The 23,259-nt window shown below is 65.4% G+C and carries 19 protein-coding genes; 12 read left to right on the plus strand and 7 right to left on the minus strand.

Annotated features, from left to right (window positions below; genetic code table 11):
- Positions 1-518: 518 nt before the first annotated feature.
- From J2S73_RS13145 to J2S73_RS13165, 5 genes are all read right to left on the minus strand, one after another.
- Positions 519-1,715: a multidrug effflux MFS transporter gene (locus J2S73_RS13145; protein WP_306886002.1), complete on the minus strand. Its 1,197-nt coding sequence runs from the start codon at positions 1,713-1,715 to the stop codon at positions 519-521.
- A 181-nt stretch (positions 1,716-1,896) separates the two neighbouring features.
- A complete protein-coding gene (locus tag J2S73_RS13150) occupies positions 1,897-2,679 on the minus strand; it encodes a HesA/MoeB/ThiF family protein (protein ID WP_306886003.1) in 783 nt (260 codons plus the stop codon).
- A gap of 64 nt (positions 2,680-2,743) precedes the next feature.
- Complete coding sequence (dut, locus tag J2S73_RS13155; RefSeq protein WP_306886004.1) at positions 2,744-3,205, minus strand: dUTP diphosphatase; 462 nt, start codon at positions 3,203-3,205, stop codon at positions 2,744-2,746.
- A complete protein-coding gene (gene coaBC / locus J2S73_RS13160; RefSeq protein ID WP_306886005.1) occupies positions 3,202-4,443 on the minus strand; it encodes a bifunctional phosphopantothenoylcysteine decarboxylase/phosphopantothenate--cysteine ligase CoaBC in 1,242 nt (413 codons plus the stop codon). The genes dut and coaBC overlap by 4 nt, the downstream gene beginning before the upstream one ends.
- Before the next feature lie 41 nt (positions 4,444-4,484).
- Positions 4,485-5,675 (minus strand): penicillin-binding protein activator, encoded by a 1,191-nt coding sequence (locus J2S73_RS13165; protein WP_306886006.1) that lies wholly within the window; start codon positions 5,673-5,675, stop codon positions 4,485-4,487.
- Between the two features lie 214 nt (positions 5,676-5,889).
- Here J2S73_RS13165 and rsmI point away from each other — a divergent pair, with 214 nt between their 5' ends.
- The 8 genes from rsmI (at position 5,890) to J2S73_RS13205 (ending at position 15,916) form a co-directional block, all read left to right on the plus strand.
- Positions 5,890-6,729, plus strand: a complete 840-nt coding sequence (gene rsmI, locus J2S73_RS13170) for a 16S rRNA (cytidine(1402)-2'-O)-methyltransferase (RefSeq protein WP_306886007.1) — start codon at positions 5,890-5,892, stop codon at positions 6,727-6,729.
- Positions 6,726-7,112 carry a YraN family protein gene (locus J2S73_RS13175; protein WP_306886008.1) on the plus strand — a complete coding sequence of 129 codons (387 nt, stop codon included), beginning with the start codon at positions 6,726-6,728 and terminating at the stop codon, positions 7,110-7,112. The genes rsmI and J2S73_RS13175 overlap by 4 nt, the downstream gene beginning before the upstream one ends.
- Positions 7,113-7,200: 88 nt before the next feature.
- On the plus strand, positions 7,201-8,148 hold the full coding sequence (gene gshB, locus J2S73_RS13180; RefSeq protein WP_306886009.1) for a glutathione synthase: 948 nt from the start codon (positions 7,201-7,203) through the stop codon (positions 8,146-8,148).
- A gap of 167 nt (positions 8,149-8,315) precedes the next feature.
- Positions 8,316-9,728, plus strand: a complete 1,413-nt coding sequence (gene mgtE, locus J2S73_RS13185) for a magnesium transporter (RefSeq protein WP_306886010.1) — start codon at positions 8,316-8,318, stop codon at positions 9,726-9,728.
- A 75-nt stretch (positions 9,729-9,803) separates the two neighbouring features.
- On the plus strand, positions 9,804-10,373 hold the full coding sequence (locus J2S73_RS13190) for a LemA family protein (protein WP_306886011.1): 570 nt from the start codon (positions 9,804-9,806) through the stop codon (positions 10,371-10,373).
- A 113-nt stretch (positions 10,374-10,486) separates the two neighbouring features.
- A complete protein-coding gene (locus tag J2S73_RS13195; RefSeq protein WP_306886012.1) occupies positions 10,487-12,559 on the plus strand; it encodes a DUF2207 domain-containing protein in 2,073 nt (690 codons plus the stop codon).
- Positions 12,560-12,694: 135 nt separating this feature from the next.
- Positions 12,695-14,749 carry an NAD(+) synthase gene (locus J2S73_RS13200; protein ID WP_306886014.1) on the plus strand — a complete coding sequence of 685 codons (2,055 nt, stop codon included), beginning with the start codon at positions 12,695-12,697 and terminating at the stop codon, positions 14,747-14,749.
- A 195-nt stretch (positions 14,750-14,944) separates the two neighbouring features.
- Entirely contained in the window at positions 14,945-15,916 is a 972-nt protein-coding gene (locus J2S73_RS13205) for a glycosyltransferase family 2 protein (protein ID WP_306886015.1), read from the plus strand.
- A 26-nt stretch (positions 15,917-15,942) separates the two neighbouring features.
- Here the strand turns inward: J2S73_RS13205 and J2S73_RS13210 are convergent, their stop codons facing one another.
- Together J2S73_RS13210 and J2S73_RS13215 are read right to left on the minus strand one after the other, a co-directional pair.
- A complete protein-coding gene (locus tag J2S73_RS13210) occupies positions 15,943-16,365 on the minus strand; it encodes a GtrA family protein (protein ID WP_306886016.1) in 423 nt (140 codons plus the stop codon).
- Between the two features lie 117 nt (positions 16,366-16,482).
- Entirely contained in the window at positions 16,483-18,099 is a 1,617-nt protein-coding gene (locus J2S73_RS13215; protein ID WP_306886018.1) for a hypothetical protein, read from the minus strand.
- A gap of 268 nt (positions 18,100-18,367) precedes the next feature.
- On the opposite strand from J2S73_RS13215, the gene fcl reads away from it, so the two are divergent.
- The 4 genes from fcl (at position 18,368) to J2S73_RS13235 (ending at position 23,182) form a co-directional block, all read left to right on the plus strand.
- Positions 18,368-19,306: a GDP-L-fucose synthase gene (gene fcl / locus J2S73_RS13220; RefSeq protein ID WP_306886319.1), complete on the plus strand. Its 939-nt coding sequence runs from the start codon at positions 18,368-18,370 to the stop codon at positions 19,304-19,306.
- A 253-nt stretch (positions 19,307-19,559) separates the two neighbouring features.
- Entirely contained in the window at positions 19,560-21,107 is a 1,548-nt protein-coding gene (locus tag J2S73_RS13225) for a glycosyltransferase (RefSeq protein WP_306886019.1), read from the plus strand.
- The gene (locus J2S73_RS13230) at positions 21,104-21,751 is read left to right on the plus strand and encodes a hypothetical protein (RefSeq protein WP_306886020.1); all 648 of its coding nucleotides are present in this window, start codon (positions 21,104-21,106) and stop codon (positions 21,749-21,751) included. Before J2S73_RS13225 ends, J2S73_RS13230 begins: the two co-directional genes overlap by 4 nt.
- A gap of 201 nt (positions 21,752-21,952) precedes the next feature.
- Positions 21,953-23,182, plus strand: coding sequence for a hypothetical protein (locus J2S73_RS13235; protein WP_306886021.1), 1,230 nt, complete (start codon positions 21,953-21,955; stop codon positions 23,180-23,182).
- Positions 23,183-23,259: the final 77 nt, after the last annotated feature.

Consider the following 23,259-nt stretch of genomic DNA (forward strand, 5'->3'; position numbering starts at 1 on the left):
TGCCTGAGGGCTTTCAGATTGGAGCCACTCTCAGCTGGATCATCATGTAATGCCTTGATTGGCATCAATCCCGGGGCGCGATGCCGCAGTGCGGCGCGAGCGACAGGCTCGCGCCAGCCACGGGGCACCGTGCCGCTCCGGGCCGGGCTCCCGGCATACGTCGAACGACCAGAGCCGGCTATAGAAAACCTAAATCAGAACAGCGCCTTATGGATCGCGCTTCAGATCCGGACTGAAGGTTTGTCTTTGCTCTGCCCGCAATCGGGCCACGCGCCCTACCGGCCGGGCACGTCAAAGAGTCGCAATCCACCGCCGCGCGTCCATGCAATCTGTGAGCGTACTCCGACAGTCGCCGCGGTCAATGGGGGCAGAGCGCATGGGATCGGAGAGATGGCGCGCAGCCTGTCCGGGGGAATCCGATGCGGGCGACGAAACGTGACCGCACCGAGACGGCACGATCGTCCGGATTCAGGCGCATGGTCCGGCGTTCAGATGTCCGGACCCGATCAGAGAACGCCTCAGCGGCCCTCGCCCACTCCGAACAGGCGGCCGCGTTCGGTGATCAACACCGCAACGAGGGAACAGACGGCGAAGGCGGCGAACCAGCGCGTCATCGGCTGGATCGATCCGTCGAAATGCTGGCCGACGAAGGTGCCCAGGATCGCCCCCACCCCGGTCATGTAAGCGCCGATCAGCGACGACCCCATACCGGCAACACGACCGAGCGGCTCCATCGCGAGCGCGTTGAAGTTCGGCAGGATCAGGCCGACGCAGAAGAAGACGCCCCCGAACGCACAGGTGAACGTCGCGAGCGACAGCGGAGCGATCTCGTCGAGCAGCATGGCGCCGACCAGAATCACGGTCATGGCGATCAGCGCACCGTGGGAAAGCCGTCGCATGCCCATCCGCTCCACAAGCTGGGAGTTGGTGAGGGAGGAGGCCGACATGAAGATCGCCACTGCCCCGAAGAAGACGGGGAAGATCGCGCCGAGGCCGTAGACCTGCTGATAGACCTGCTGTGCGGAGCTCACATAGCCGATCAGGACGCCGAACATGAAGCCGAGCGAGACCGCATATCCGACGCTCTGGCGCGTGGTCACAACCGCCTTGAAGGCCTTGGCGATGCCTGCCGGCGACAGGACGGTGCGGTTTTCCGGAGGACAGGTTTCCGGCAGACGGATGCCCGTCCAGATCAGCAGGACAAGGCCGACGAAGAACAGGAAGTAGAACATCCAGATCCACGGGCCGAACGCGGTGATGGCTCCGCCGACCGACGGCGCGATCACCGGCACCACGATAAAGATCATCATGATGAAGGACATCACCTTGCCCATGGCGCGGCCTTCGAACTTGTCGCGCACCAGAGCGATCGCGATCACACGCGGGCCGCCACAGCCGATTCCCTGGACGAGGCGCCCCAGCAGAAGGTGACCGAACTCCGGCGCCAGCATGCAGATCCCGGTGCCGACCAGATAGATCAGCAGGCCGACATAGAGGATGGGCTTGCGGCCGAACCGGTCGGACAGCGGGCCGTAGATCACCTGCCCGAGCGCAAAGCCGAGCATGTAGACACCGACGAGAAGCTGGCGATGGTTCTCCTCGGTGACGCCGAACGAATCCCCGATGTCCGGCAGCGCCGGGAGCATGATGTCCACCGACAAGGCGGTGAGCGCCATCATGAGGGCATTCAGGGCGATGAACTCGACAAACGACATGCCAAGCTCTTCGCGGGCCTGTTTCTTGGCAGCGCCCAGCGATGAGGAGGAAGGATCAGCCTTTTGCATACGATCTGATAGCCATTCTTGAGGGAGCCCGCCATGCCGCAAGTGGGTTGCTCCCCCTTCCGTGCTGCATAGCGCTGAAGCGCATCTCAGCCAGGATCGAAGTTGAGTAAGCTCATCCTGGCGGGCCGGATCCGTTGAGCGGGTTACGGGGATCGTGGCCGTAGGCCATCGTCTCGAAACGAAGCGACAGGGCGTCGATCAGGAGCAAACGGCCGACGAGCGTGGATCCCAGTCCCACGACCTCCTTGATGACCTCGAGCGCCTGAAGGGTGCCGACCAATCCGGTCAGAACGCCCAGGATGCCGGCCTCCGCGCACGTAGGCACCACCCCTTCCGGCGGGGCTTCGGGAAACAGGCACCGGTAGGTGGGGTTGGGCGAACCGTCCGCCGCCGTCTCGTAGGGCTTCAGGACCGTGATCGATCCGTCGAAGCGGCCGACCGCCGCCGTCACCAGCGGCTTGCGTTCGAAGAAGCACGCGTCGGAGACCGCGTAGCGGGTCTCGAAGTTATCCGACCCGTCGGCCACGATGTCGTAGCCGGAAACGAGGCTGCGGGCGCTCTCCCGGGTCAGTCGTTCGGCGTGCGGCTCCACGGTTACGTTGGGGTTCAGGCGGGCGACCGCTTCGGCGGCGGACTCGACCTTCAGCCGGCCCACGTCGCCGGTTCCGTGCAGGATCTGGCGCTGAAGGTTGGACAAAGCGACGTGGTCGTCGTCGACGATCCCGATCGTCCCCACCCCGGATGCGGCCAGGTACTGCACGACCGGCGAACCGAGCCCGCCCGCTCCGATCACCAGGACCCGCGCGGCCTTCAGCTTCTGCTGACCCGGGCCGCCGACTTCCGGCAGCACCAGATGCCGGGCATAGCGTTCGATCTCGTCGCGCGAAAAGCTCATGGCCGGATTTGCAGCCGCCCCGCCCCGTCCGTCAACCTTGGCCTGATGGCGAGCGCCGTGATGCTCAACCGATGCCAGTGGAGCCGAAGCCGCCCTCTCCGCGCACCGTATCCGGAAGCGCATCGGCCGCCTCGACGGACACCTTCACGACCGGCGCCACGACAAGCTGGGCGATCCGGTCGCCGCGTCGGATTGTGACAGGCTCGCTTCCGAGGTTGATCAGAAGCACCCCGACCTCCCCGCGATAGTCGGCATCGATCGTCCCCGGCGCGTTGACGACCGTCAGCCCGTGGCGTGCGGCAAGCCCCGAACGGGGACGCACCTGACCCTCGGTACCGACGGGAAGCGCAATTCGCAGCCCGGTCGGGACCTGGGTGCGTTCGCCCGGCGCGAGCGCTATCGGGTCGGCATAGGGAATTGCGGCAAGCAAATCCATGCCGGCGGCCGCCTCGCTCTGATAAGCGGGCAGCGGCAGATCTTCGCCGTGCGGCAGTTGCACGACCTGAAGGACGGGAGCGCCTGTCATGAGCCGCTTTCGGGCTTGTCCAAGCTTGCCGCGATGCGCGCGACGAGCCGGTCGGCGACCTCGATCTTGGACATCTTGGGCCACTCTTCATTGCCGTCCGGCGTGACGATGCGGACCGTGTTCGCCTCGCCGCCCATCACCCCCGTCGCCGGGCTGACATCGTTGGCCACGATGAAATCGGCCCCCTTGCGGGCGAGCTTCGAAAGCGCGTTCTCAAGCAGGTCGTCCGTTTCCGCCGCGAAGCCGACCACAAGCCGGGGGCGAAGCGTATGGTGACGGCCAATGGTCGCGAGAATGTCGGGGTTCTCGACCAGTTCCAGGACCGGCGGAGCGCCGTCGGCGGGCTTCTTCAGCTTCCGTTCCGAGGCCGAGGCCACGCGCCAGTCGGCAACCGCGGCCGCCATCACGGCCACATCGGCCGGAAGCGACGCCTCGACGGCCTCGAGCATCTGGGACGCCGTTTCCACGGCGATCGTCCTCACGCCCGCCGGATCGGGCACCGTCACCGGTCCGCTGACCAGGGTAACGTCCGCGCCCGCCGCCGCGCAGGCCGTGGCAATGGCGTGGCCCTGACGCCCGGACGACCGGTTGGCCAGGTAGCGCACCGGATCGATCGGTTCGTGGGTCGGACCGGACGTCACGATGACCCGCCGGCCGGCAAGCACCTTCGGACCGGAAATCAGGGCCGGCTCGGCGGCAAAGGCTGCCTCGATCGCAGCCAGGATCCGGGCAGGCTCGGCCATGCGACCCTCACCGGCCTCGCCGCGCTCCGCCATTTCGCCCACATTCGGACCGACCACCCGGATGCCGTCGGCGCGCAGCAGGTCCATGTTCCGCCGCGTGGCGGGGTTCGACCACATGCGCGGGTTCATGGCGGGTGCGATCAGGACCGGCTTGTCGGTGGCCATCAGCGCCGTCGAGGCCAGGTCGTCGGCATGTCCGTTGGCCATCTTGGCGATCAGGTCGGCCGTCGCAGGCGCCACGACCAGCAGGTCGGCGTCACGGGAGAGCCGGATATGGCCGATATCGCTTTCTCGCGTCAGATCGAACAGGTCCCGATGGACCGGCTCACCGGACAGTGCGCCGACCGTAAGCGGCGTCACGAACTGGTCCGCCGCCCCGGACAGGATCGTCGGGACGCTCGCCCCCCGTTCCCGCAGGCGACGGATGAGTTCGAGGACCTTGTAGGCGGCAATGCCGCCGGAGATCACGAGCAGGACACGCTTGCCAGCAAGCATTCAGCCGTTCCCCGCCACTGGACAGACCGGCATGCGGCGGGTCAGAACCCGCCGCCCTGGGTGAAGCTGCGCGGCGCCGGCGACACGACCTTCGAGTTGCCGTTGCCGAGCACCTCGTAGACGGCGAGGCCCCGCTGGCTGCGGCCGTCGGGCAGGAAGCGGAAGATGCCGTCGACGCCGAGGAAGCCGTCGGGGTTGGTCAGCATGTCGTCGGTGAAAGCCGTGGCGCCGCGCGCCCGGACGAGACCGGCCGCCAGGCTCGCCGCATCATAGGCGAGCGACGACGTCCGCGGCGGAGGCGCGCCGAACTTGCGCTGATACTTGCTTTCGAAGGAGGAGAAGCCGCGTCCCTGGGGCGCCGGATACCAGCTGCCGCTGAGCGCCTCCGATTCGAGCACGTTGGGGTCGTCCCACTGACCGCTGCCGAGATATTTGGCGCTGGAGAGCCCGTTCTCGCGCAGCGCAGCCGCCAGCACGCCCGGATCGCGACCGCCGTTCGGCATGAAGATGCCGCGCACCTGGCTGCCTTTGGAGGCAATGGCCGCCGCCTTGGCGGCCATGTCGCCGGGCTCCTGCTGATAGCGCTCGACCGCGACCACCTGACCGTTGCCGCGCGACACCGCCTCGCGGAAGGCCGCCTCCATCACCAGGCCGTAGCCGTTGTCGGGAACGAGCGCCGCCAGCGACGTGCTGCCCTTGGAGATGGCGTAGGAGACGATGCGGTCGGCATCCTGCCGGGGCAGGAAGCTCAGAAGATAGACGCCGCGCTTGGCGACGGTGGCATCGGTGGAAAACGCGATGACCGGTACGCCGGCCTGACGCGCCGGACCGGCCGCGCCGGCAACAGCCGGCGAGAAGACCGGACCCAGAATCAGCTTGGCGCCCTCACCCAGCACCGCCTGGGCCGCCGCCTGCGCCCCACCCTGGGTGCCGCCGGTGTCGCGCACGAGAATGCGAATATCCGAATTCGGGAAGTCGTCCATCGCAAGTTCGGCGGCATTGCGGAATGCGGTTGCCAACCCGGCAGCCTCGCCACCGGCCGACATCGGCAGAAGGAGCGCGACGGGAACGGAACCTGAGCCGATCACCTCGCCGGCCGGCTGGCTCGGCTGCGTCGGCCGGGACGGCGTCTGCGGGCCGGTCGGGGTACCGACGCAGGCCGCAAGCGTGCCGGCGAGACCGAACACGGCCACCGTACGTGCCAGACGTGAGACGATGCGAGACCGGGCCATGGTCATTTCTGTCGGATCCTCTTGCAAGCCTTGCGCGCGCCCACCAACCCGGCGCAGGGTGCCTCTCGGGCTCGTCGCCCAACAAACACTGGCGAATTCCGATCCGCAAGGCCTTCCCCTAACCACTTGACAAACGGTTATGACCGAACTGCGACGTGACCCCCAATTCTGGCTGGATTCAACGCGTTTCGAGGCGCCCGCGCTGGCGCCTGGGTTGTACGTCGTATCGACCCCGATCGGCCATCTCGACGACATCACGATCCGGGCCCTGAAGACCCTGGCGGCCGCCGACGCGATTTTCTGCGAGGACACCCGCGTCACCCGGGTGCTGCTCGACCGCTACCAGATCAAGACCCGCCTGTTCAGCTATCACGAGCATAACGCGGTCAAGCAGCGGCCCAAGATCCTGGAGCGGCTGGAAGCCGGAGAGTCGATCGCGCTGGTGTCGGATGCCGGAACCCCGCTGGTATCGGACCCGGGCTACAAGCTGGTCGAGGACGTGGCGGCCGCCGGTATCGCCGTGTTTCCGATTCCCGGTGCGTCGGCGCTGACGGCGGCGCTCACCACGGCAGGATTGCCGACGGACACCGTGGTCTTTCTCGGGTTTCTGCCACAGAAGGGCGGCCCAAGGCGCCGGCGAATCGAGACCTTCGCCCGGCAGCCGACGAGCCTAGTGCTCTACGAATCGCCCAACCGGCTCGCCCAGACCCTGATCGACCTCGCCGACATCTGCGGCCCTGAGCGCGCAGCCGTCGTCTGCCGCGAGCTGACCAAGCGGTTCGAGACCGTGGTGCGCGGGACCTTGGCGGAGCTGTGCGAGGCGTTCCCGACGGACAGCAAGGTCAAAGGCGAAATCGCCGTGGTCGTCGGACCGCCCGAAGAGGACACGACCAGCGAAGAAGACGCCGAAGCGCTTCTGGCGGCGGCGCTGGAGCGTCTCCCGGCCGGAAAGGCGGCAGCTGAGGTGGCCCGGGTGACGGGACGCGAGCGGCGCGATCTGTTTCAGCTCGCCCTTACCCTCAAGAGTGCGCCCCCCGGCGGAGACGAGGCGTGACAGCCCCCGTGCCGCCCGCAGGCCGCCAGCAGGCCTATCGGTGGGGGCTGGCGGCGGAGACACGGGCGGCGATCGCCCTGATCCTGAAAGGCTACCGCATCATCGGGCGGCGGGTGCGCACCGGTGCCGGCGAGATCGATCTTGTGGCCCGGCGCGGGTCCACTGTCGCCATCGTAGAGGTGAAGGCGCGCGCTGACCCGGCCGTGGCGCTCGAGGCGGTGGGTCCGAAGGCGCAGCACCGTCTGAGCCGCGCGGCCGCCGCATGGCTGGCCCGCAATCCCGCCTATGCCGATCACACCCTGCGGTTCGATATCGTGGTGGTCACGCCCGGCCGCTGGCCGCAGCATCTCAGCAACGCATTCGAGGAGCGGACCCGGTTCTGACCTTCCACCCGCACCGGTCTGGACCGTAGCGGCGAACTGGCTCATCAAGGACCGCTCTCTTCTTCTCTTCCCATCTCAGGAGCCCGCCATGCCGCTCAAGATCGCCGTGCAGATGGATCACATCGAGTCGATCAAGATCGCCGGGGATTCCACCTTTGCGCTGCTTCTGGAAGCCCAGGCGCGCGGCCACGAGCTCTTTCACTACACGCCGGACCGGCTTGCGGAGACGGCGACCGACGTGGTCGCCGCGCTTGAGCCCCTTAAGGTCAAGGACGAAGTCGGCGCCCATTTCTCGCTCGGCGAAGCCAGGCGCACCTCGCTCAGGCAAGTCGACGTGGTGCTGATGCGGCAGGATCCGCCGTTCGATATGTCCTACATCTCCGCCACCCACATGCTGGAGCGGATCCAGCCGGACACGCTGGTGGTCAACGACCCGGCGGCGGTGCGCAACGCACCGGAGAAGCTCTACGTGATGCGGTTTCCCGAGTTGATGCCGCCGACGCTGATCACCCGTGACCGGGCCGAGATCGATGCGTTCCGGGCCGAGCACGGCGACATCGTCATGAAGCCGCTGTTCGGCGCCGGCGGACAGGCCGTTTTCCGGCTCACCGAGGACGACCTGAACTACGGCTCGCTCTACGATTTCTTCGCCGCGAGCTTCCGGGAACCCTGGGTCATCCAGCGCTTCCTGCCCAAGGTGTCGGATGGCGACAAGCGCATCATCCTGGTCAACGGCGAGTTCGCAGGTGCGGTGAACCGGGTTCCGGCCAAGGGCGACCTCCGTTCCAACATGGTGCGCGGCGGCGCGGCCGCGGCGACCGAACTCACGGAGCGCGAGCGGGAAATCCTGGCCACTGTCGGACCGGCGCTCAGGGAGGAGAAGATCCTCTTCGCCGGTATCGACGTGATCGACGGCAATCTGACGGAGATCAACGTCACCTCGCCGACCGGCATCCGGGCCGTGGCGAAGCTCGGCGGACCCGACATCGCCGGCATGATCTGGGACTGGATCGAGACCGAACGCGGCCAGAACTGACCGGCGGAAGCTCAGCCGGCAAATTGCGACGCCAACTTCACACAGGCTTCATCCTGCAGCGTCAGAAGGCGGTGCAGAGATCCGAGCGATCCATCTGGCCGCGCACGCAAAATCGCCGTTGCGCGGCCGGTGTCAGGCCGGCTTCGCCGGACACGGGATCGCTGCCGATGGTGGAGTTCGACGTGAAGACGGTAGACCCCTACAAGCAGATCGAGCCGATCCGGGCCGCCCTGGAGACGGACGACCGCAAGACTCTCGCCACGATCACCAAACATTTCAGGGCGGGCGATTTTTCCGAGATCATCGAGAATCTCTCCCGCACCCAGGCCGCCCAGCTCTTTCCGGTGATCAGGAAGGAATTGCGGGCGGACGTGTTCGGCCGGATCTCGTTTGTCCATCAGAACTACATTCTCCGCTCGGTGCCGCTCGACCAGGCCCTTGAGCTGATCCGTCAGGTGCCGGAGGAGGATATCGCTCTCCTGCTCAGGAAGATGCCGCGCACCCGGGCGCGCACGATCTACGAGGAGCTGACCGAGCTCGATCCGGAGATCGGCCGGCAGCTGCTGCACTACGACCGCGACGAGGTCGGCCGCTGGATCAGCTACACGTTCTTGACCGCCGCGCCGGCCGATACCCCAAGGGCGATCTACGAGCGGCTTCGGGCGCGCACGCCGCGCAGTCACCCGGTCGTCAGCATCTACGTGGTGGACCAGGAAAACCGGCTGATCGACCGGCTCGAGCTGGAAGAGCTGGTCCGCATCGAGGCGACCGACCCGATCGAAAAGCTGCTCGACCGCGAAGTGACGTCGCTTCAGGCAAGCGATTCCGTGGAGACCGCGATCCATCGCTTCCAGGTCCGCGACGCCGTCGAAATGCCCGTGGTGGACGCCGACAACCGGCTCATCGGCCTGATCCGGGCCGACGATATCCTGCACCTCACCCAGGACGCCTTCTCCGACACCATGCAGAAGATGGGCGGCGTCTCGAATTTCGACACGCCCTACATGATGACTTCGGTCTTCCAGCAGGTGCGCAAGCGCGGCGGCTGGCTGGCGATCCTGTTCCTCGGCGAAATGCTGACCGCCACCGCCCTCACCTATTACGAGGCGGAGCTCGACCAGGCCGTCGTGCTGGCCCTGTTCCTGCCGCTGATCCTGTCGAGCGGCGGCAACAGCGGGTCCCAGTCCTCGACCCTCATCATTCGCGCCCTTGCGGTGAAGGAATGCAATCTGAGTGACTGGTTCCGCATCTTCCGCCGCGAGATCGTCACCGGACTGATCCTCGGCGCGCTGCTCTGTCTCGTCGCCACCGCCCGCATCACGCTGTGGGACGTGCTGGGCTGGGCGGACTACACCGAGCATGGAAAGTTCTCGCCGGAGCTGGTGACGTTCACCGTCGCGATCGGCGTCCTCGGCATCGTGACCTGGGGCAACGTGGTCGGATCGCTGCTGCCTCTCGGCATCCGGGCGGTGCGTCTCGACCCGGCCGTCATATCCGCCCCGCTGCTGGCCACCTTCGTCGACGTGACCGGGCTGATGATCTACTTCACCGCCGCCCGCTACATTCTCGACCTCGCCTGAACTCCGGGCTTTCGACCGGGCGGCGCATCGCCTAAAACCTGCTGGATCGGGTTCGGGCGCGGAGGGTTCGCAGCGATGACAACCTGGATTGTGCTTGGCGTGATCGTGCTGATCGCGATCTTCGCCATTCTTCTCTACAACCGGCTGGTTGCCGCGCGCGCCCAGGTGGACGAGGCCTGGTCGGACATCCAGGTCCAGATGAAGCGCCGCTACGACCTGATCCCCAATCTGGTGGAAACGGTGAAGGGCTACGCGAGCCACGAACGGCAGACGCTGGAGGCCGTCATCGAGGCGCGCAATCAGGCGGCGACCAACACCGGCTCGCCCAACAGCCAGGCCCAGTCGGAGAACATGCTGACCGGTGCGCTCGGGCGTCTGTTCGCGCTGGCCGAATCCTACCCGAACCTCAAGGCCGACCAGAACTTCCGGCATCTGCAGGAAGAACTGGCAGAGACCGAGAACCAGATCTCGCGGTCGCGGCGCTTCTACAACGGCTCGGTCAAAGCCTTCAACGTGATGATCCAGTCGTTCCCGGCGAACCTGTTCGCCCGTTCGCTGGGCTTTTCGGAGCGGGAGTTCCTGGAGTTCGACGACCCGAAGGTCGCCGAGCCGGTCAAGGTCGATTTCGGCATGCCCCAGGCTTAAAGCCCTCCCTGCTCGGACGCAGCCACCTGAGCAATCGGGACTGGCTCCAATTTCGATAGGTTGAGCACGTCCGTTTGCTCCAATAGACGCAGATCCGTTCGGGAAAGGCAGGCATGTCGGTCAGGCAAGTCATCTGGATCCTCATTGCGATCTTCAGCATGTCCGGCCTCGGTTCGGCCGCATCGGACTATCTGTTCGGTGCAGGACGGGCAGCCGTTTCCACACTGGAAACCGTCGCCGTTGCCCCTGCCCAGGCCCAGGACACGACCACGGCTCCGTCCGCGGCCGAGCCGGCAACCGGTCCCATGCCGACGCTTCCCCCAGTCCCTGCAGCGCCCAGCGGACCGGTCTCGGGACCGGAGCGCATTCGCCTTTTTCAGAGCCGCATCGACGTTCGGGACAGCGGCGCCATAGACGTGCACGAGACCATTCAGGTCGTCGCCCAGGGCGACCAGATCCGGCGCGGGATCTTCCGCGAGATCCCGCTGACCCGTGTCATGGGGCTCGGCCGGCTGACGGCGGACTTCGAGCTCACGTCCGTCACCATGAACGGCAGCCCCGCCTCGTACCAGCTGACCATGGAGACCGGTCAGGCGAAGATCCGCATCGGCAATGCCGAGGTCATTCTGAAGCCGGGCGTCTACACCTACGAAATCGCCTACTCGATGACCAAGCAGGTCGGCTTCTTCGACGGCTACGACGAGATCTACTGGAACGCGACCGGCGACCAGTGGGCCTTCCCGATCGAGAAGGCGGAGGCCCTGGTCACCCTTCCGGACGGCGCATCGGTCCTCGATGCCTCGGTCTATACGGGGAGCTTCGGCGAAAGCGGCGACAGCGCGACGGTCGAGACAGGCCGATCCGGGGCGTTGTTCGTGACCAGTCAGGCCCTCCCCCCCGAAAGCGGCATGACCGTCGCCGTCGCGTTCCCCAAGGGCATCGTCGCCGAACCCTCATGGCTCGCGCGCCACGTCGGCAACCCGTTCGAGGTTGTCGTCACCGTTCTCGGGGCGCTCGCCACGATCGGCTACTTTCTCTACGCATGGAACAAGGTGGGCCGCGATCCGGCGCTGGGGCCGATCATACCGGTCTACCGGCCGCAGGTGCCGCCCCATGCCATGCGCTATCTCGATCGCATGGTCTACGACACGAAGTGCCTGGTCGCTGCGATCCTCGATCTGGCTGTGAAGGGACACGTCGAGATTTCCGAGGGCCCGGACAAGACGCTCACACTGACGCGCGTCGGGCCTGGCAAGGCGGATCCGAGCCCTGGCGAAGCGAAGGTCCTGGCCAAGCTGTTCGCCGACGAGGGCGACACGGTCACGCTCTCGAAGGCCGACTCCGTCGTGATGGCCAAGGCCAACACGACGCTGAAGTCCTTCCTCGGCGGCCGCTTCCTGCGCCGCCACGTCGAACACAATCTCGGATGGTGGCTCGGCGGTGCGGCGATCGCCGCGGCGACCTGGATCGTGGGCGACCTGTTCAGCCCCGACCCGCTGGCCGGCGCTGCCTACCGGATCTTCGCGCTCGCGACCGTCGTCGGACTGATCGTCGCCGGGACGCTGGCCCTGAAGAGCTGGTGGCTGGTGTTCCGACGCAACTGGTCGAGCCTGCCGACCGCCCTGTTCTTCTCCTTTTTCACCGCGATCGCGCTCGTCTTCTCGCTCGGCACGTCGATCCTGCTGATCGGCGATGCCGGCTTCCTGGCCGGTACCGCACTCCTGATCACGGCGGCCGTCCCGCCGGTCTTCTTCTGGCTGATGGGTCGGCCGACGAGCGCGGGGCTCGATGCTCTCCGGGAAATCGAGGGCACGCGCCTCTATCTGACCGTGGCCGAAGCCGACCGCCTCAAGTTCGCCAATCCGCCGGACCGGACGTTCGAGCACTTCGAGGAGATGCTGCCTTATGCCGTGGCGCTCGGCGTCGAAACGGCCTGGACCAACCAGTTCGCGCATCTGGTGGCGGCCGGCGCGATGGTGGCGCCCGCCTGGTACCACGGCAGCCATTCGGGAGCCTGGTCGCCCGCGGCGCTCAATTCCGTCTCCGACGGGATCGGTTCCGGGATCAGCCGGACCGTGAGCCAGGGTGTATCATCGATCAAGGCCGCAAGCGGCGGATCCTCCGGCTCCTTCGGCGGCGGGTTCTCCGGCGGGGGTGGCGGCGGTGGAGGCGGCGGCGGCTGGTAGCTTCGGCGGGCGGAACATCGTGACGCCTCTCAGCCACTATTGCTCACTATGAGAATAACGGGTTAGCTGCCCGCGCGTTGAAGGTCGTCGCGCAAGGCGGCGAGACAGCACACGGTTCCGCCCGGTCGAGGCACGATGCAAGAACTGAGCTTCCACAATCTCTACCGTCACGGCTTCGTCCGCGTCGCCACGGCCACGCCGGAGGTCGCACTGGCGGATCCCGCCGCCAACGCCGAGCGCGTGATCGCAATGGCCCGCGAGGCACACGACCGCTCGGTGGCCGTCGTGCTCTTCCCGGAACTCTGCCTGTCGGGGTACGCGATCGACGATCTGCTGCAGCAGGGAGCCCTTCTCGAGGCGGTGGAGACCGCGCTGAAGGACGTGACCGAGGCAACCCGCGATCTGCGCCCGATGGTTCTGGTCGGCGCCCCATTGGTGCTGGAGGACCGGCTCTTCAACACGGCGGTCGCGATCCACAAGGGCCGGATCCTCGGCATCGTGCCGAAGGCTTACCTGCCGAACTACCGCGAATTCTACGAGGGCCGCCACTTTTCGCCGGCCAGTGCGACGGCCCGCTCCCACGTGCGGCTTTTCGGCGAGGAGATCCCGTTCGGCACCGACCTGCTGTTCGACGCGCCCAACGTACCGGGCCTCGTGCTCCACGCCGAAGTCTGCGAGGACGTCTGGGTCCCGATCCCGCCCAGCACCCACGCCGCACTTGCCGGCGCGACGGTGCTTCTGAACCTGTCCGCCTCGAACGTGACGATCGGCAAGTCGGACTACCGGCACGCGCTGTGCCGGGTGCATTCCGCCCGTTGCTTCGCCGCCTATCTCTATTCAGCTGCCGGCGCCGGCGAATCGACCACCGATCTCGCCTGGGACGGCCACGCGATGATCTACGAGAACGGGTCGCTGCTGGCGGAATCGGAGCGCTTCCTGCGTGGAGCGCAACTGACCACGGCCGATGTGGATGTCGGTCTTCTGGTGCAGGAGCGGATCCGACACGGCACCTTCGGCGATTGCGCAGCCCATCACGAACAGCCGATGCGGCGCATCTCCTTCGATTTCGAGCCGCCGAGCGATCCGGTCCTGCCGCTCGCGCGCGCGGTGCCGCGCTTTCCGTACGTGCCGGCCGATCCGGCCCGGCTCGATGAGCTGTGCTTCGAAGCCTACAACATCCAGGTCAGCGGGCTCGCCCAGCGGCTTGCCTCGACCGGGATCAAGCGGATCGTCATCGGCGTTTCCGGCGGCCTCGACTCCACCCAGGCCCTGCTCGTCGCCTGCCAGGCCTTCGACGAGATCGGGCTGCCGCGGGAGAACATCCTCGCCTACACCCTGCCCGCCTTCGCCACCAGCGCATCCACCCGCGAGAATGCCTGGGATCTGATGCGGGCGCTCGGCGTCAGCGCGGACGAGATCGACATGACACCGGTCTGCCGGCAGACCCTGGAAGACATCGGGCACCCGTTCGCGAAGGGTCAGCCGGTCTACGACATCACGTTCGAGAACGTGCAGGCCGGCGCGCGCACGGCGACGCTGTTCCGGCTGGCCAACTTCCACAACGCCCTGGTGCTGGGCACCGGCGACCTCAGCGAGCTGGCGCTCGGCTGGGCGACCTACGGCGTCGGCGACCACATGTCCCATTACAACGTCAACGCCTCGGTGCCGAAGACGCTGATCCAGCACCTCATCCGCTGGGCCGCGAGCACCCACCGCTTCAGCGAGGCGGCGAGCGCGGTGGCGCTGAAGGTGCTCGACACGGAGATCTCGCCGGAGCTGGTGCCGGGCGATGCCGACAGCGACAAGCCGGCCCAGCGCACGGAGGACTTCGTCGGCCCCTACGAGCTGCAGGACTTCAATCTCTACCACGTCACCCGGCACGGCTGCGCACCGAGCAAGGTCGCGTTCCTGTCCCTGCATGCCTGGAAGGACAGCAGTGCCGGCGCCTGGCCACCGAATTTCCCTGAACCGTCCCGGAACGCCTACGACCTGGCGACGGTGCGCAAGTGGCTGCGGGTGTTCCTGCACCGCTTCTTCCAGACCAGCCAGTTCAAGCGCTCGGCGGTCCCGAACGGACCCAAGGTCGGCTCCGGCGGCTCTCTCTCGCCGCGCGGCGACTGGCGCGCACCGAGCGACGCGTCGGCAAAGGTCTGGCTGGAGGAGCTCGATCGCAACGTACCCGAGAGCTGACGGGCAAGGCCCGAATTCACCCGGCCCCAGGTCGGGTCGTCACACGGGCCAATGAACATTCCTTGAACCGCACGGGTGCGACGGGTAAAGCGCTAGCGGCGCCCGCACCGTCGTCGAACAATCTGTTGCGCGCGCGCACGCTCCGCCGCAGGGTACCCCACTCCGCCGACCTCACCCCCTCTGCATAGTTGTTCCATGGCCAAGATCTGCATCGTCATTCCCGCCTACAATGAAGAGCACGCGATCGCCGACACCATCGCGGACTACGGTGCGCACTTCCCCGACGCGGTCATGGTCGTGGTCGACAACAACTCCAAGGACCGCACCTATGAAATCGTCGAGGAGGAGTTCCGCGGGACCCGGCATCTGCTTCTGAGGGAAGGCGAGCAGGGTAAGGGCCGCGCGGTGAAGAAGGCGCTGTCGCGGATCGTGGCCGACGTGTTCATCATGATCGACGCGGACCACACCTACCCGGCCACTGACGCGCGGCGCCTGTGCGACGAACTGATCCGCGAACGCTGCGACATGGTCGTGGGCGACCGCGTCTCCGATGGCGCGTACGACAAGCAGAACACGCGCAGCTTCCACGGTTTCGGCAACCGGGTGCTGACCCAGCTGATCTCTTTCCTGTCGAACAAGCGCTACCGGGACGTTCTTTCGGGAATGCGCATCATGTCGGCGCCTTTCGTGACTCTCCTGGACGTCCAGAGCCACGGGTTCCAGCTCGAAACGGAACTGAACGTGATCGCCGCCTACGCGAAGGCCGACGTGCGCGAGATCCCGATCGATTACCGCGCCCGTAAGGAAGACTCTGAATCGAAGCTGGACACCTTCCGGGACGGGGCGCGGATTCTGATGTTTGCGATCATCAACGCGATCACCTTCTACCCGTTCGTGATCTTCGGGCTTGCCGGCGCGCTCTGCCTGCTGATCTCGCTGATCTGGGGCATCTTCATCATCTCGACGTTCTTCAAGTTCGGGGAAGTTCCCTACATCGCGACCACCGTCGCAGCCGCGACCTTCGGAATGGTCGGCCTGCAGTCGCTCTATAGCGGGCTTGTCCTCGGCATCATCGGGGGCGACCGCCGCCGCAGCACCATTGCCGATTTCCTGCAGCGCAAGCGGGAGTGGAACGCCCACCTGGATCGGCTCGAGGCCGACGGCTAGCGCCGGACGCTGCCGGCGTGGACAGCCTAGTCTGCAGCTCGGTAGAGACGCATGTTCAACAGGGCGAACGTCACGAAGGCCGACGTTCCGGATCCGAAGAAGAGCGCGACAAGGGCGGGGAGCGAAAACCCCAGCCATCCCAGGACCAGCACCACATAGATCCCCGAGTTCACGAGGAAGCCGATCACCTGGATGGTCACGTAGCCGATCAGTTCGGCACTCAGGTGCGGGCGCTCGCGGTCCCCGAACGACCAGGAGCGGTTCAGGATCCAGGTGACGGTCAGGGCGGCCGGGAACGAGACGCACCGCGCCAGAATCGGTCCGGCCGGCGTGAACGTCATCATCAGCCAGAGAACTCCGGCATCTGCGATGAAGCCGGCACCGCCGGTCACGAGGAACCGGAAGATCCGCCGCAAACGATCGAACGAGGTGTCTCGCGAACCGCTCACGGATCCGGGCTGCGGCGCTGACATACAGTCGATCTCCAGGTTGGGAAAGTGGACGGACATCGGTCTGGATGGATCGACCGCGTCAAACTGGACCTACGTCCGTTTGCGATCTTTCGATCACCGCCAATGGCTGGCGAACGGCCAGTCGAGACCGAATTCGGCCGAGGCAGCATGCACATCGCCCGCCGCGAGCGGTGCCTCGCGGGTCAGAGCGGTCCCGAAATCCACCGATACCGTCTCTGCGTCAAGAGGACGTATGAACAGAAGCCGGATCCCGTCGCCCCCGCGCGGCAGCATCCGGTATTCGCTGTAGTTCTCCAGCGGCTCGCCGCCATCGGCGCGGATCGTAGCCCGATTGTCGAAATAGACCTCGTTCCAGCCGCCCGGGGTTCCATCGAAGTCGATGTAGTCGATGGCCGGGCCCTCCGGAAAATGCAAGACGACCGGCCCTTCGCCCCCGCCCTCCAGAGAGGAGACCGGACGCGGCAGCGGATCGACGTTCACGCTGAAGAGAAGCAGGGTAGCGGCGACACCCGTTGCCAGGCCGGCGACCGCCTGGCGGCGGTGACCGGAGCCGGCGGTGAGCGCGTGATAGACGAAATAGGCCGCGAGGGCGACGATCCAGGGCAGCATCCATTTGAAATAGTGGATGTTCCAGTAGCGGAAGGTGCCGGGCGGGATCGCATCGCCATAGGAGAAATAAAGAAAGATCTGCAAAAGCGCGGCGATCGCCACCAGTCGGAACAGAAGCGGCCGCGCAAACAGCACCGCCGCGGGCAGGAACCCGAGGCACAGCGCATTGATCGGCAATTCCGTCAGCCAGTCGGCGCCGCGCTCCACGTAGAGCGGATGGGAGGCAACGACCAGCGAGAACAGCTTCTCGCCGAAATCCGCAAAGTAGAAGCCTCGGGAGACCGACAGCGCGAAATAGCCGCCGAGAAGATCGCCGAACGCCAGGAGATTGAAGCCCGACATGATGGCGGCGCCGGGCACCAGTCCCAGAATTCCGGCAATCGCGGCGCCCACGGCTTTCCGTCGCTGGCCGTCCTCCCCTCCCCGCACAAGGTCGATCCCGACCAGAACGGCATAGGCGAGCGCGACGGGCGCCATCAGAACGATGTCACCCGGCCGCAACGGCAGCTGCAGTCCGCACATGAGGCCGAAAAGGAAGGCCACTGCCACGTGGGTCCGCATGCCCCAGAAGCCATGGCGCCGTGCACGTTCGAAGCGGTCGAAAAGGAGAAATGATGCGCCGACCAGAACGGCCGAGACCGTGCTCGTCCAGGGAATGACCCATTGCAGGCGGATCATGTTGATCGGCGCGATGAAGGTGAAGCCGATGATCGCAGCCGGCCAGAACCCGATGTGGCGGCGCGTGGTCGCCACAAACAGCAGGAAGAAGCCGACGGTCGCGAACAGATCGACGAAGTAGTAGGCGTGCTGCGGGAAAAGGCCGATGAATGCGGCACCGATCAGCGGATACAGCGGCGGATAATAGTGCTCCGACGGCGAAAAATTGCCCTCAAGCAGCGCCCGCGCTCCGCGCAGATAGTTGCCCTGGTCGAACCAGCCCCACCAGCCGATCGGATACTCGGGATTGTTGCCAGGCACCGGCGGCCACGAGATGTAGGTCACCTGCCACAGGAAGACGATGACGAGCACGAACGCCGACAGGACAAGCCAATCGGTTCCGATCCGGACGGATGAGGCAGGCGAAGTCTTCGGGTACGGCACGGTTTGCCCTCTCTAGGGGACGGCCCACGAGGGTCATTCCGACCCGGCCAGCTCTTTCGAATACGAGATTCGTCCGAGAATAAAGAGCCTGCACTCCCAAACCCAGGACGCGCGCCAGCGGCGCGCATGCCTCCACGATCGATACCGATGGATGACACGGGTGGTCGCGCCGATCCCTCCTCTTTCGCGCCCCGCCGCAATCTTGTCTGACACGGGACCCGGTGCTAACTGTCCTTTTCGAGGGCAATTGCGAAGGATTTATCGGTCAATGGGCTACAACCTCGCTGGAAAACGGGTGTGGGTCTCCGGCCACAATGGCATGGTTGGCTCTGCCATCGTGGAGCGCCTGAAGTCGGAAGATTGCGAGATCCTGGTCTCCGACCGCAGCGTCGATCTGCGTGATCCAGCGATGGTGCGCGCCTGGATGGAGCGGCACCGGCCTCAGGCGATGATCATCGCGGCCGCCAAAGTCGGCGGCATTCTTGCCAACGACAGCCGGCCGGCCGACTTCATCTATGACAACCTTATGATCGCCTCGAACCAGATTCACGAGGCGAATCAGATGGGCGTGGAGAAGCTCCTCTTCCTCGGTTCCTCCTGCATCTATCCGAAGTTCGCGCCGCAGCCGATCCCGGAGGACTCGCTCCTCACCGGCCCGCTTGAACCGACGAACCAATGGTATGCGGTGGCCAAGATCGCCGGCATCAAGCTCTGCCAAGCCTACCGCAAGCAGTACGGGTCGGACTTCATCTCCGTGATGCCGACCAACCTCTATGGCCCGAAGGACAACTACGACCTCAGCACCAGCCACGTGCTGCCGGCGCTGCTTCGCAAGATGCACGAGGCGAAGATCGCCAATCAGGACAGCATGGTGATGTGGGGGTCGGGCTCGCCGCTGCGGGAATTCATGCACGTGCACGATCTGGCCGACGCCTGCGTGTTCCTGATGAAGAACTACTCCGAATACGAGCACATCAACGTCGGCACCGGCAGCGAAATCTCGATCAAGGATCTCGCGGCGATGATTGCAGAGGTCGTCGGTTTCAAGGGTGCCCTCAAGCATGATCTGTCGAAGCCGGACGGTACGCCGCGCAAGCTGATGGACAGCAGCCGCCTTCGCAAACTCGGCTGGGCCCCGCAGTTGCAGCTGAAGGAAGGCATCCAGCAGACCTACGAGGATTTCCTCACCACGGAATTTGCCGTCTGAGGTCACCATCCGCTCGGGTTGTACCCTGCGCGAGCCAGTCCCCTCTGCCATAAACCGCCTCGGGGTTGTCTGCGTGTAAGCCTGTCGGTTTGCAGCAGAACCGGGTCCAAGCGGAAGAAGCAGGACCGCCTGATTGGTTCGAAATCAGCGGCTGCGATCGGATGCCGGCGGCGCGCCGATGTGGACTTCTGCCGGCGACCGCGCTACCCGATGACCGCCGATCATTTCCCTAGCGTCAGCGAAGCCCCGTTTCATGTTGCGATCGATCCGTAATGCCATGCGGCGCGCTCTTCAGACCGCAGGCAGACCCGACACAAAGCGGCTCGACGCACCCTCGCCGCACGCTGCCTCGGGGGCTGATCTGTCCAGCAGCATGGAAGCTGCCGCGGTCCAGCAGAGTTGGGAAGCGGCGGTCTCCCTCGTCTATCAGACGTACCTCGGACGGGATCCCAATCCGGACGAACTCAAGCAGCGTGCGTTGGAGCTCGCGTCGGGCAGTCCCTTCCCTCATTTCCTCAACTCGGTCCGTCTGAGCGACGAGGCGGCAGCACGCAAGAAGCATATTTCGGCCGGTCTCGGCTCTGCCGATATCAGCGACGGAGAGTTCATCTCCTGGCTCTACGAAGCTCTGGTCGGCCGCGGCGCGACGGCGCAAGAAATCGAGATGACCCGCGCTGACCTCGTCGACCCGGATAGCACCCGCTCCGACCTGGTGATCGCCCATTTCGCACAGTATCTCGCCAGACGGCGTGCCGAGTCCGCCGCTTCACCCCTGCACGATGTCAGTCAAAGCCTGGTTCTCGGAACTGAGCAGGTCCTTGATCGGAAGAGCTGGGCGCGGCTCGCGAACGCCCCCCGGCGCCATGAGAAGGCACCGGCTGCCGCCGCAAGCCATTTCACACCCCGCCGCGATGCTTCACCCCCTCGGGCCACAATAATCGCCAGCCTCTACCGGGGCGGCCAGTATATCGAGCGCTATCTCGACAACATCACCTCACAGACGATCTTTCAGGACTGCGAACTGATCATCATCGATGCGGATTCGCCGGAGGATGAGCACAAGGTCATCGAGCAGTACCAGGCGCGCTTCCCGCAGATCGTCTATCTTCGAATGCCGCATCGGATCGGGATATATACGGCGTGGAACATCGCCGTTTCGATGGCCCGCGGCGAATACCTGACCAACGCCAATCTGGACGACCTTCGCCGCGCGGATTCGCTGGAACGCCAGGTCGGTGCCCTCGACAGTCTGCCGTTCGTCGATGTCGTCTACCAGGACGTCTTCTACACGCTGGATCCGACGCTTTCCTTCGCAGAGATCGAAGCCGTGGGCGTCAAGACCGAGCTCCCGTCGGTGACCCCGCACAACATCGTGCACTTCAATTCCCCGCACAACGCGCCGATGTGGCGGAAGGCCCTGCATTCCGACATCGGCTATTTCAACGACAGCCTCCGCTCGGCCGGTGATTGGGAATTCTGGGTCCGGTGTACGGTCGCGGGCCGGACGTTCTTCAAGCTGAACGACCCGCACGTGGCATACTACGTCAATCCCGAGGGCATCTCGACGCGTCCGGATACACCCGGCGTCGAGGAGGCCCGGCGGATCTCCAAGAAACTATGGTCAGAAGTCGCGCCGCGCGCCTCCATCGAGGAGCCTTCAGACTTTCTGAGGCGCTGCTCCGCCATCCATGGCCTGACACTCAGCGCGGTCAACGGGTCGCGCTATGACCACGTTCAATTGCTGCTGCGGGACCTCGCCCAGGAAAACGAGTTCCGACGGCACGCCGAGGAGGTCCGGTGAGCCGCGATTTGCATCTGATCGTCGACGGGGTGGCCTTCCAGTTTCCCGACAGTCCGTCGTCCCGGCTCTGGCACGACCTGCTGCCGAAGCTGGCGGAGAACGTGCGGCTGACCATTCTGGATCGCGGCGGCGCGCCGAGGGTCGACGGAGCCGAGTTCGTTGGGTTTCCAGCCCACACCGGCCGGGACACGGCTGCCGATTCCGTTCTTGTCGACAGGTTCTGCAAACATCTGGCGGCCGATGTCTTCACGTCGACCCGCTTCACCACGCCGCTCGAGACGCCGATGGCGATCCTGGTCGGCGACCTGCTGCCGGCAGCGTTGCACCAGAAGACAGCCACTCGTGAATGGCGAGAGCGCGAGATCGCAATCCTCTATGCGCAGGCGCGGATCTGTCTGGGCGCGAAGGCCGGTGACGATCTGGAGACGCTGTTTCCCTATCTTGCGAAGGATAGCATTACCGTCGCTCCCGCCGTCGACCTGGTTGCCGGCGCTTCGCCTCCCCCTGAGGCCGTGGCAGTGCTTGCCGAGGACCTGGTTTCGGCCCTCCACGAGGTTGCCGAGCGGTCGAAGCGCGAGGAACAGGTCCGCTTCTATCAGAAATGGGCCCAGTTGAGGGCGCTTCAGGCAGAGGTCGACTTCTAGCGCCCTTCGGCCTTTCCCGAAATCGCCGAACGGCCCCAACCCTATGTTTCGAAGCATGTTCCGGGTGGCCGACCGGTTTCCACGCGGCCGGGAAATGATCTAGAGACACGCGTCGGACGGCGCCCGACGGGTCATGCGGCCGAGAGAATCAGCCAAGGTGCTCAGTCGATTGCCGACCGATGAGCGCACGGGAGACGAAACATGGATACCGATCGCCCGAAAGATACGCTCAAGGGCCTGTCGCTCACGTCGGTTGCCATCCCGCTCAATCTGCGCGAGATCCCGCGGCTGCTCACTAACTTCTGGCTTTGGGACCAGCCGGATTTCGATCCCGGCGCAACCGACGGTCCGCAGCCGCGCCTCGTCCTTTGCTTCAACAACGACGATGCAGCGTCCGAGGAAGAGCGGATCAGGTCCGCGTTCGAGGCGACCGAGACGCTCAAGCGGCGGTTTTCCACCCTCGACTTCATCTATCTGGACCTGCGCGGCGAGCGCGACCTCTATCTCCGCGAGAACGTCCTTCCCGAGCCGAAGGGCGGCTACAAGGCCGGACCCAACAACCAGTTCTTCGAGCTGATCGAACGGCTTAAGGACGAGCGGGGCGCCGTGTTCCAGATGGAGACCGATTGCGTCCCGATCCGATCAGGCTGGCTCGCAGCCCTCAGCCGCCGGGTTGCGCGCGCCGAACCGTTCTGGGTGATGGGCAGCCCCTATTGCGGCGAAGCTGCCCTGCCCCTCGAATTCGCCCGTCACATCAACGGCAACGCGATCTATGCCGTCTGCGATCCGCAGTTCCAGACGTTCGTGAAGTCGATCTGGCGGCCCGGGCTGGAGCACTTCGTCAAGACCGAAGATCCGCGCGTCGCCTACGACATCTACCTCGAATGGGCTTTCACGATCGCGCTCAGGCGTCACAACGTCGAACAGTTCCGCCAATTCCAGAAGACCTACATGAAGTTCGTCTTCACCGACTATGTGATGAACATCTCCAGCGAGGCGGACGCCAACTTTTTCAGCAAGACCGCGATGCCCGGCTTCATCGACCGGCATCCGAACACTTACGTTCTCCACGGCGCGATCTTCGCCAAGGCGGTAGAGGCTCTGCGCGCGGAAGGAGGTCCACCTACTCCCGCACGTCTCGGTGTCGGACTTTCCCCGGCCCCCTCCGAACTGCCCGAGCAACCCTCTTCCGTCGATCTGGGGCAGTGCATCTATCAACCCCACTATTCGGCGGTCCGTGCCCTTCAGGAGCACGTCGACATCCTCACCAAGGCGCTGGAAAGCGCCCACCACAACGCGTATGTCCAGCGCAAGACGATCGACAGGCTCCTGCAGGACATGCCGGCGTCTAGCGATGGCGACGAAACCGCGCATTCACCGAACCTCACGGTGGAAGGACGCGAAAACTCCACAATCTCCCCGAAGAACTAGCCTTGTCCTATTTGGTAAGCGCCCCCGGCAGACATGGGGAAGCTGCTGCTCCGCAGACCTCCGGCAGTATCCCAGTT

Source organism: Amorphus orientalis (assembly GCF_030814015.1).
Classification (GTDB): domain Bacteria; phylum Pseudomonadota; class Alphaproteobacteria; order Rhizobiales; family Amorphaceae; genus Amorphus; species Amorphus orientalis.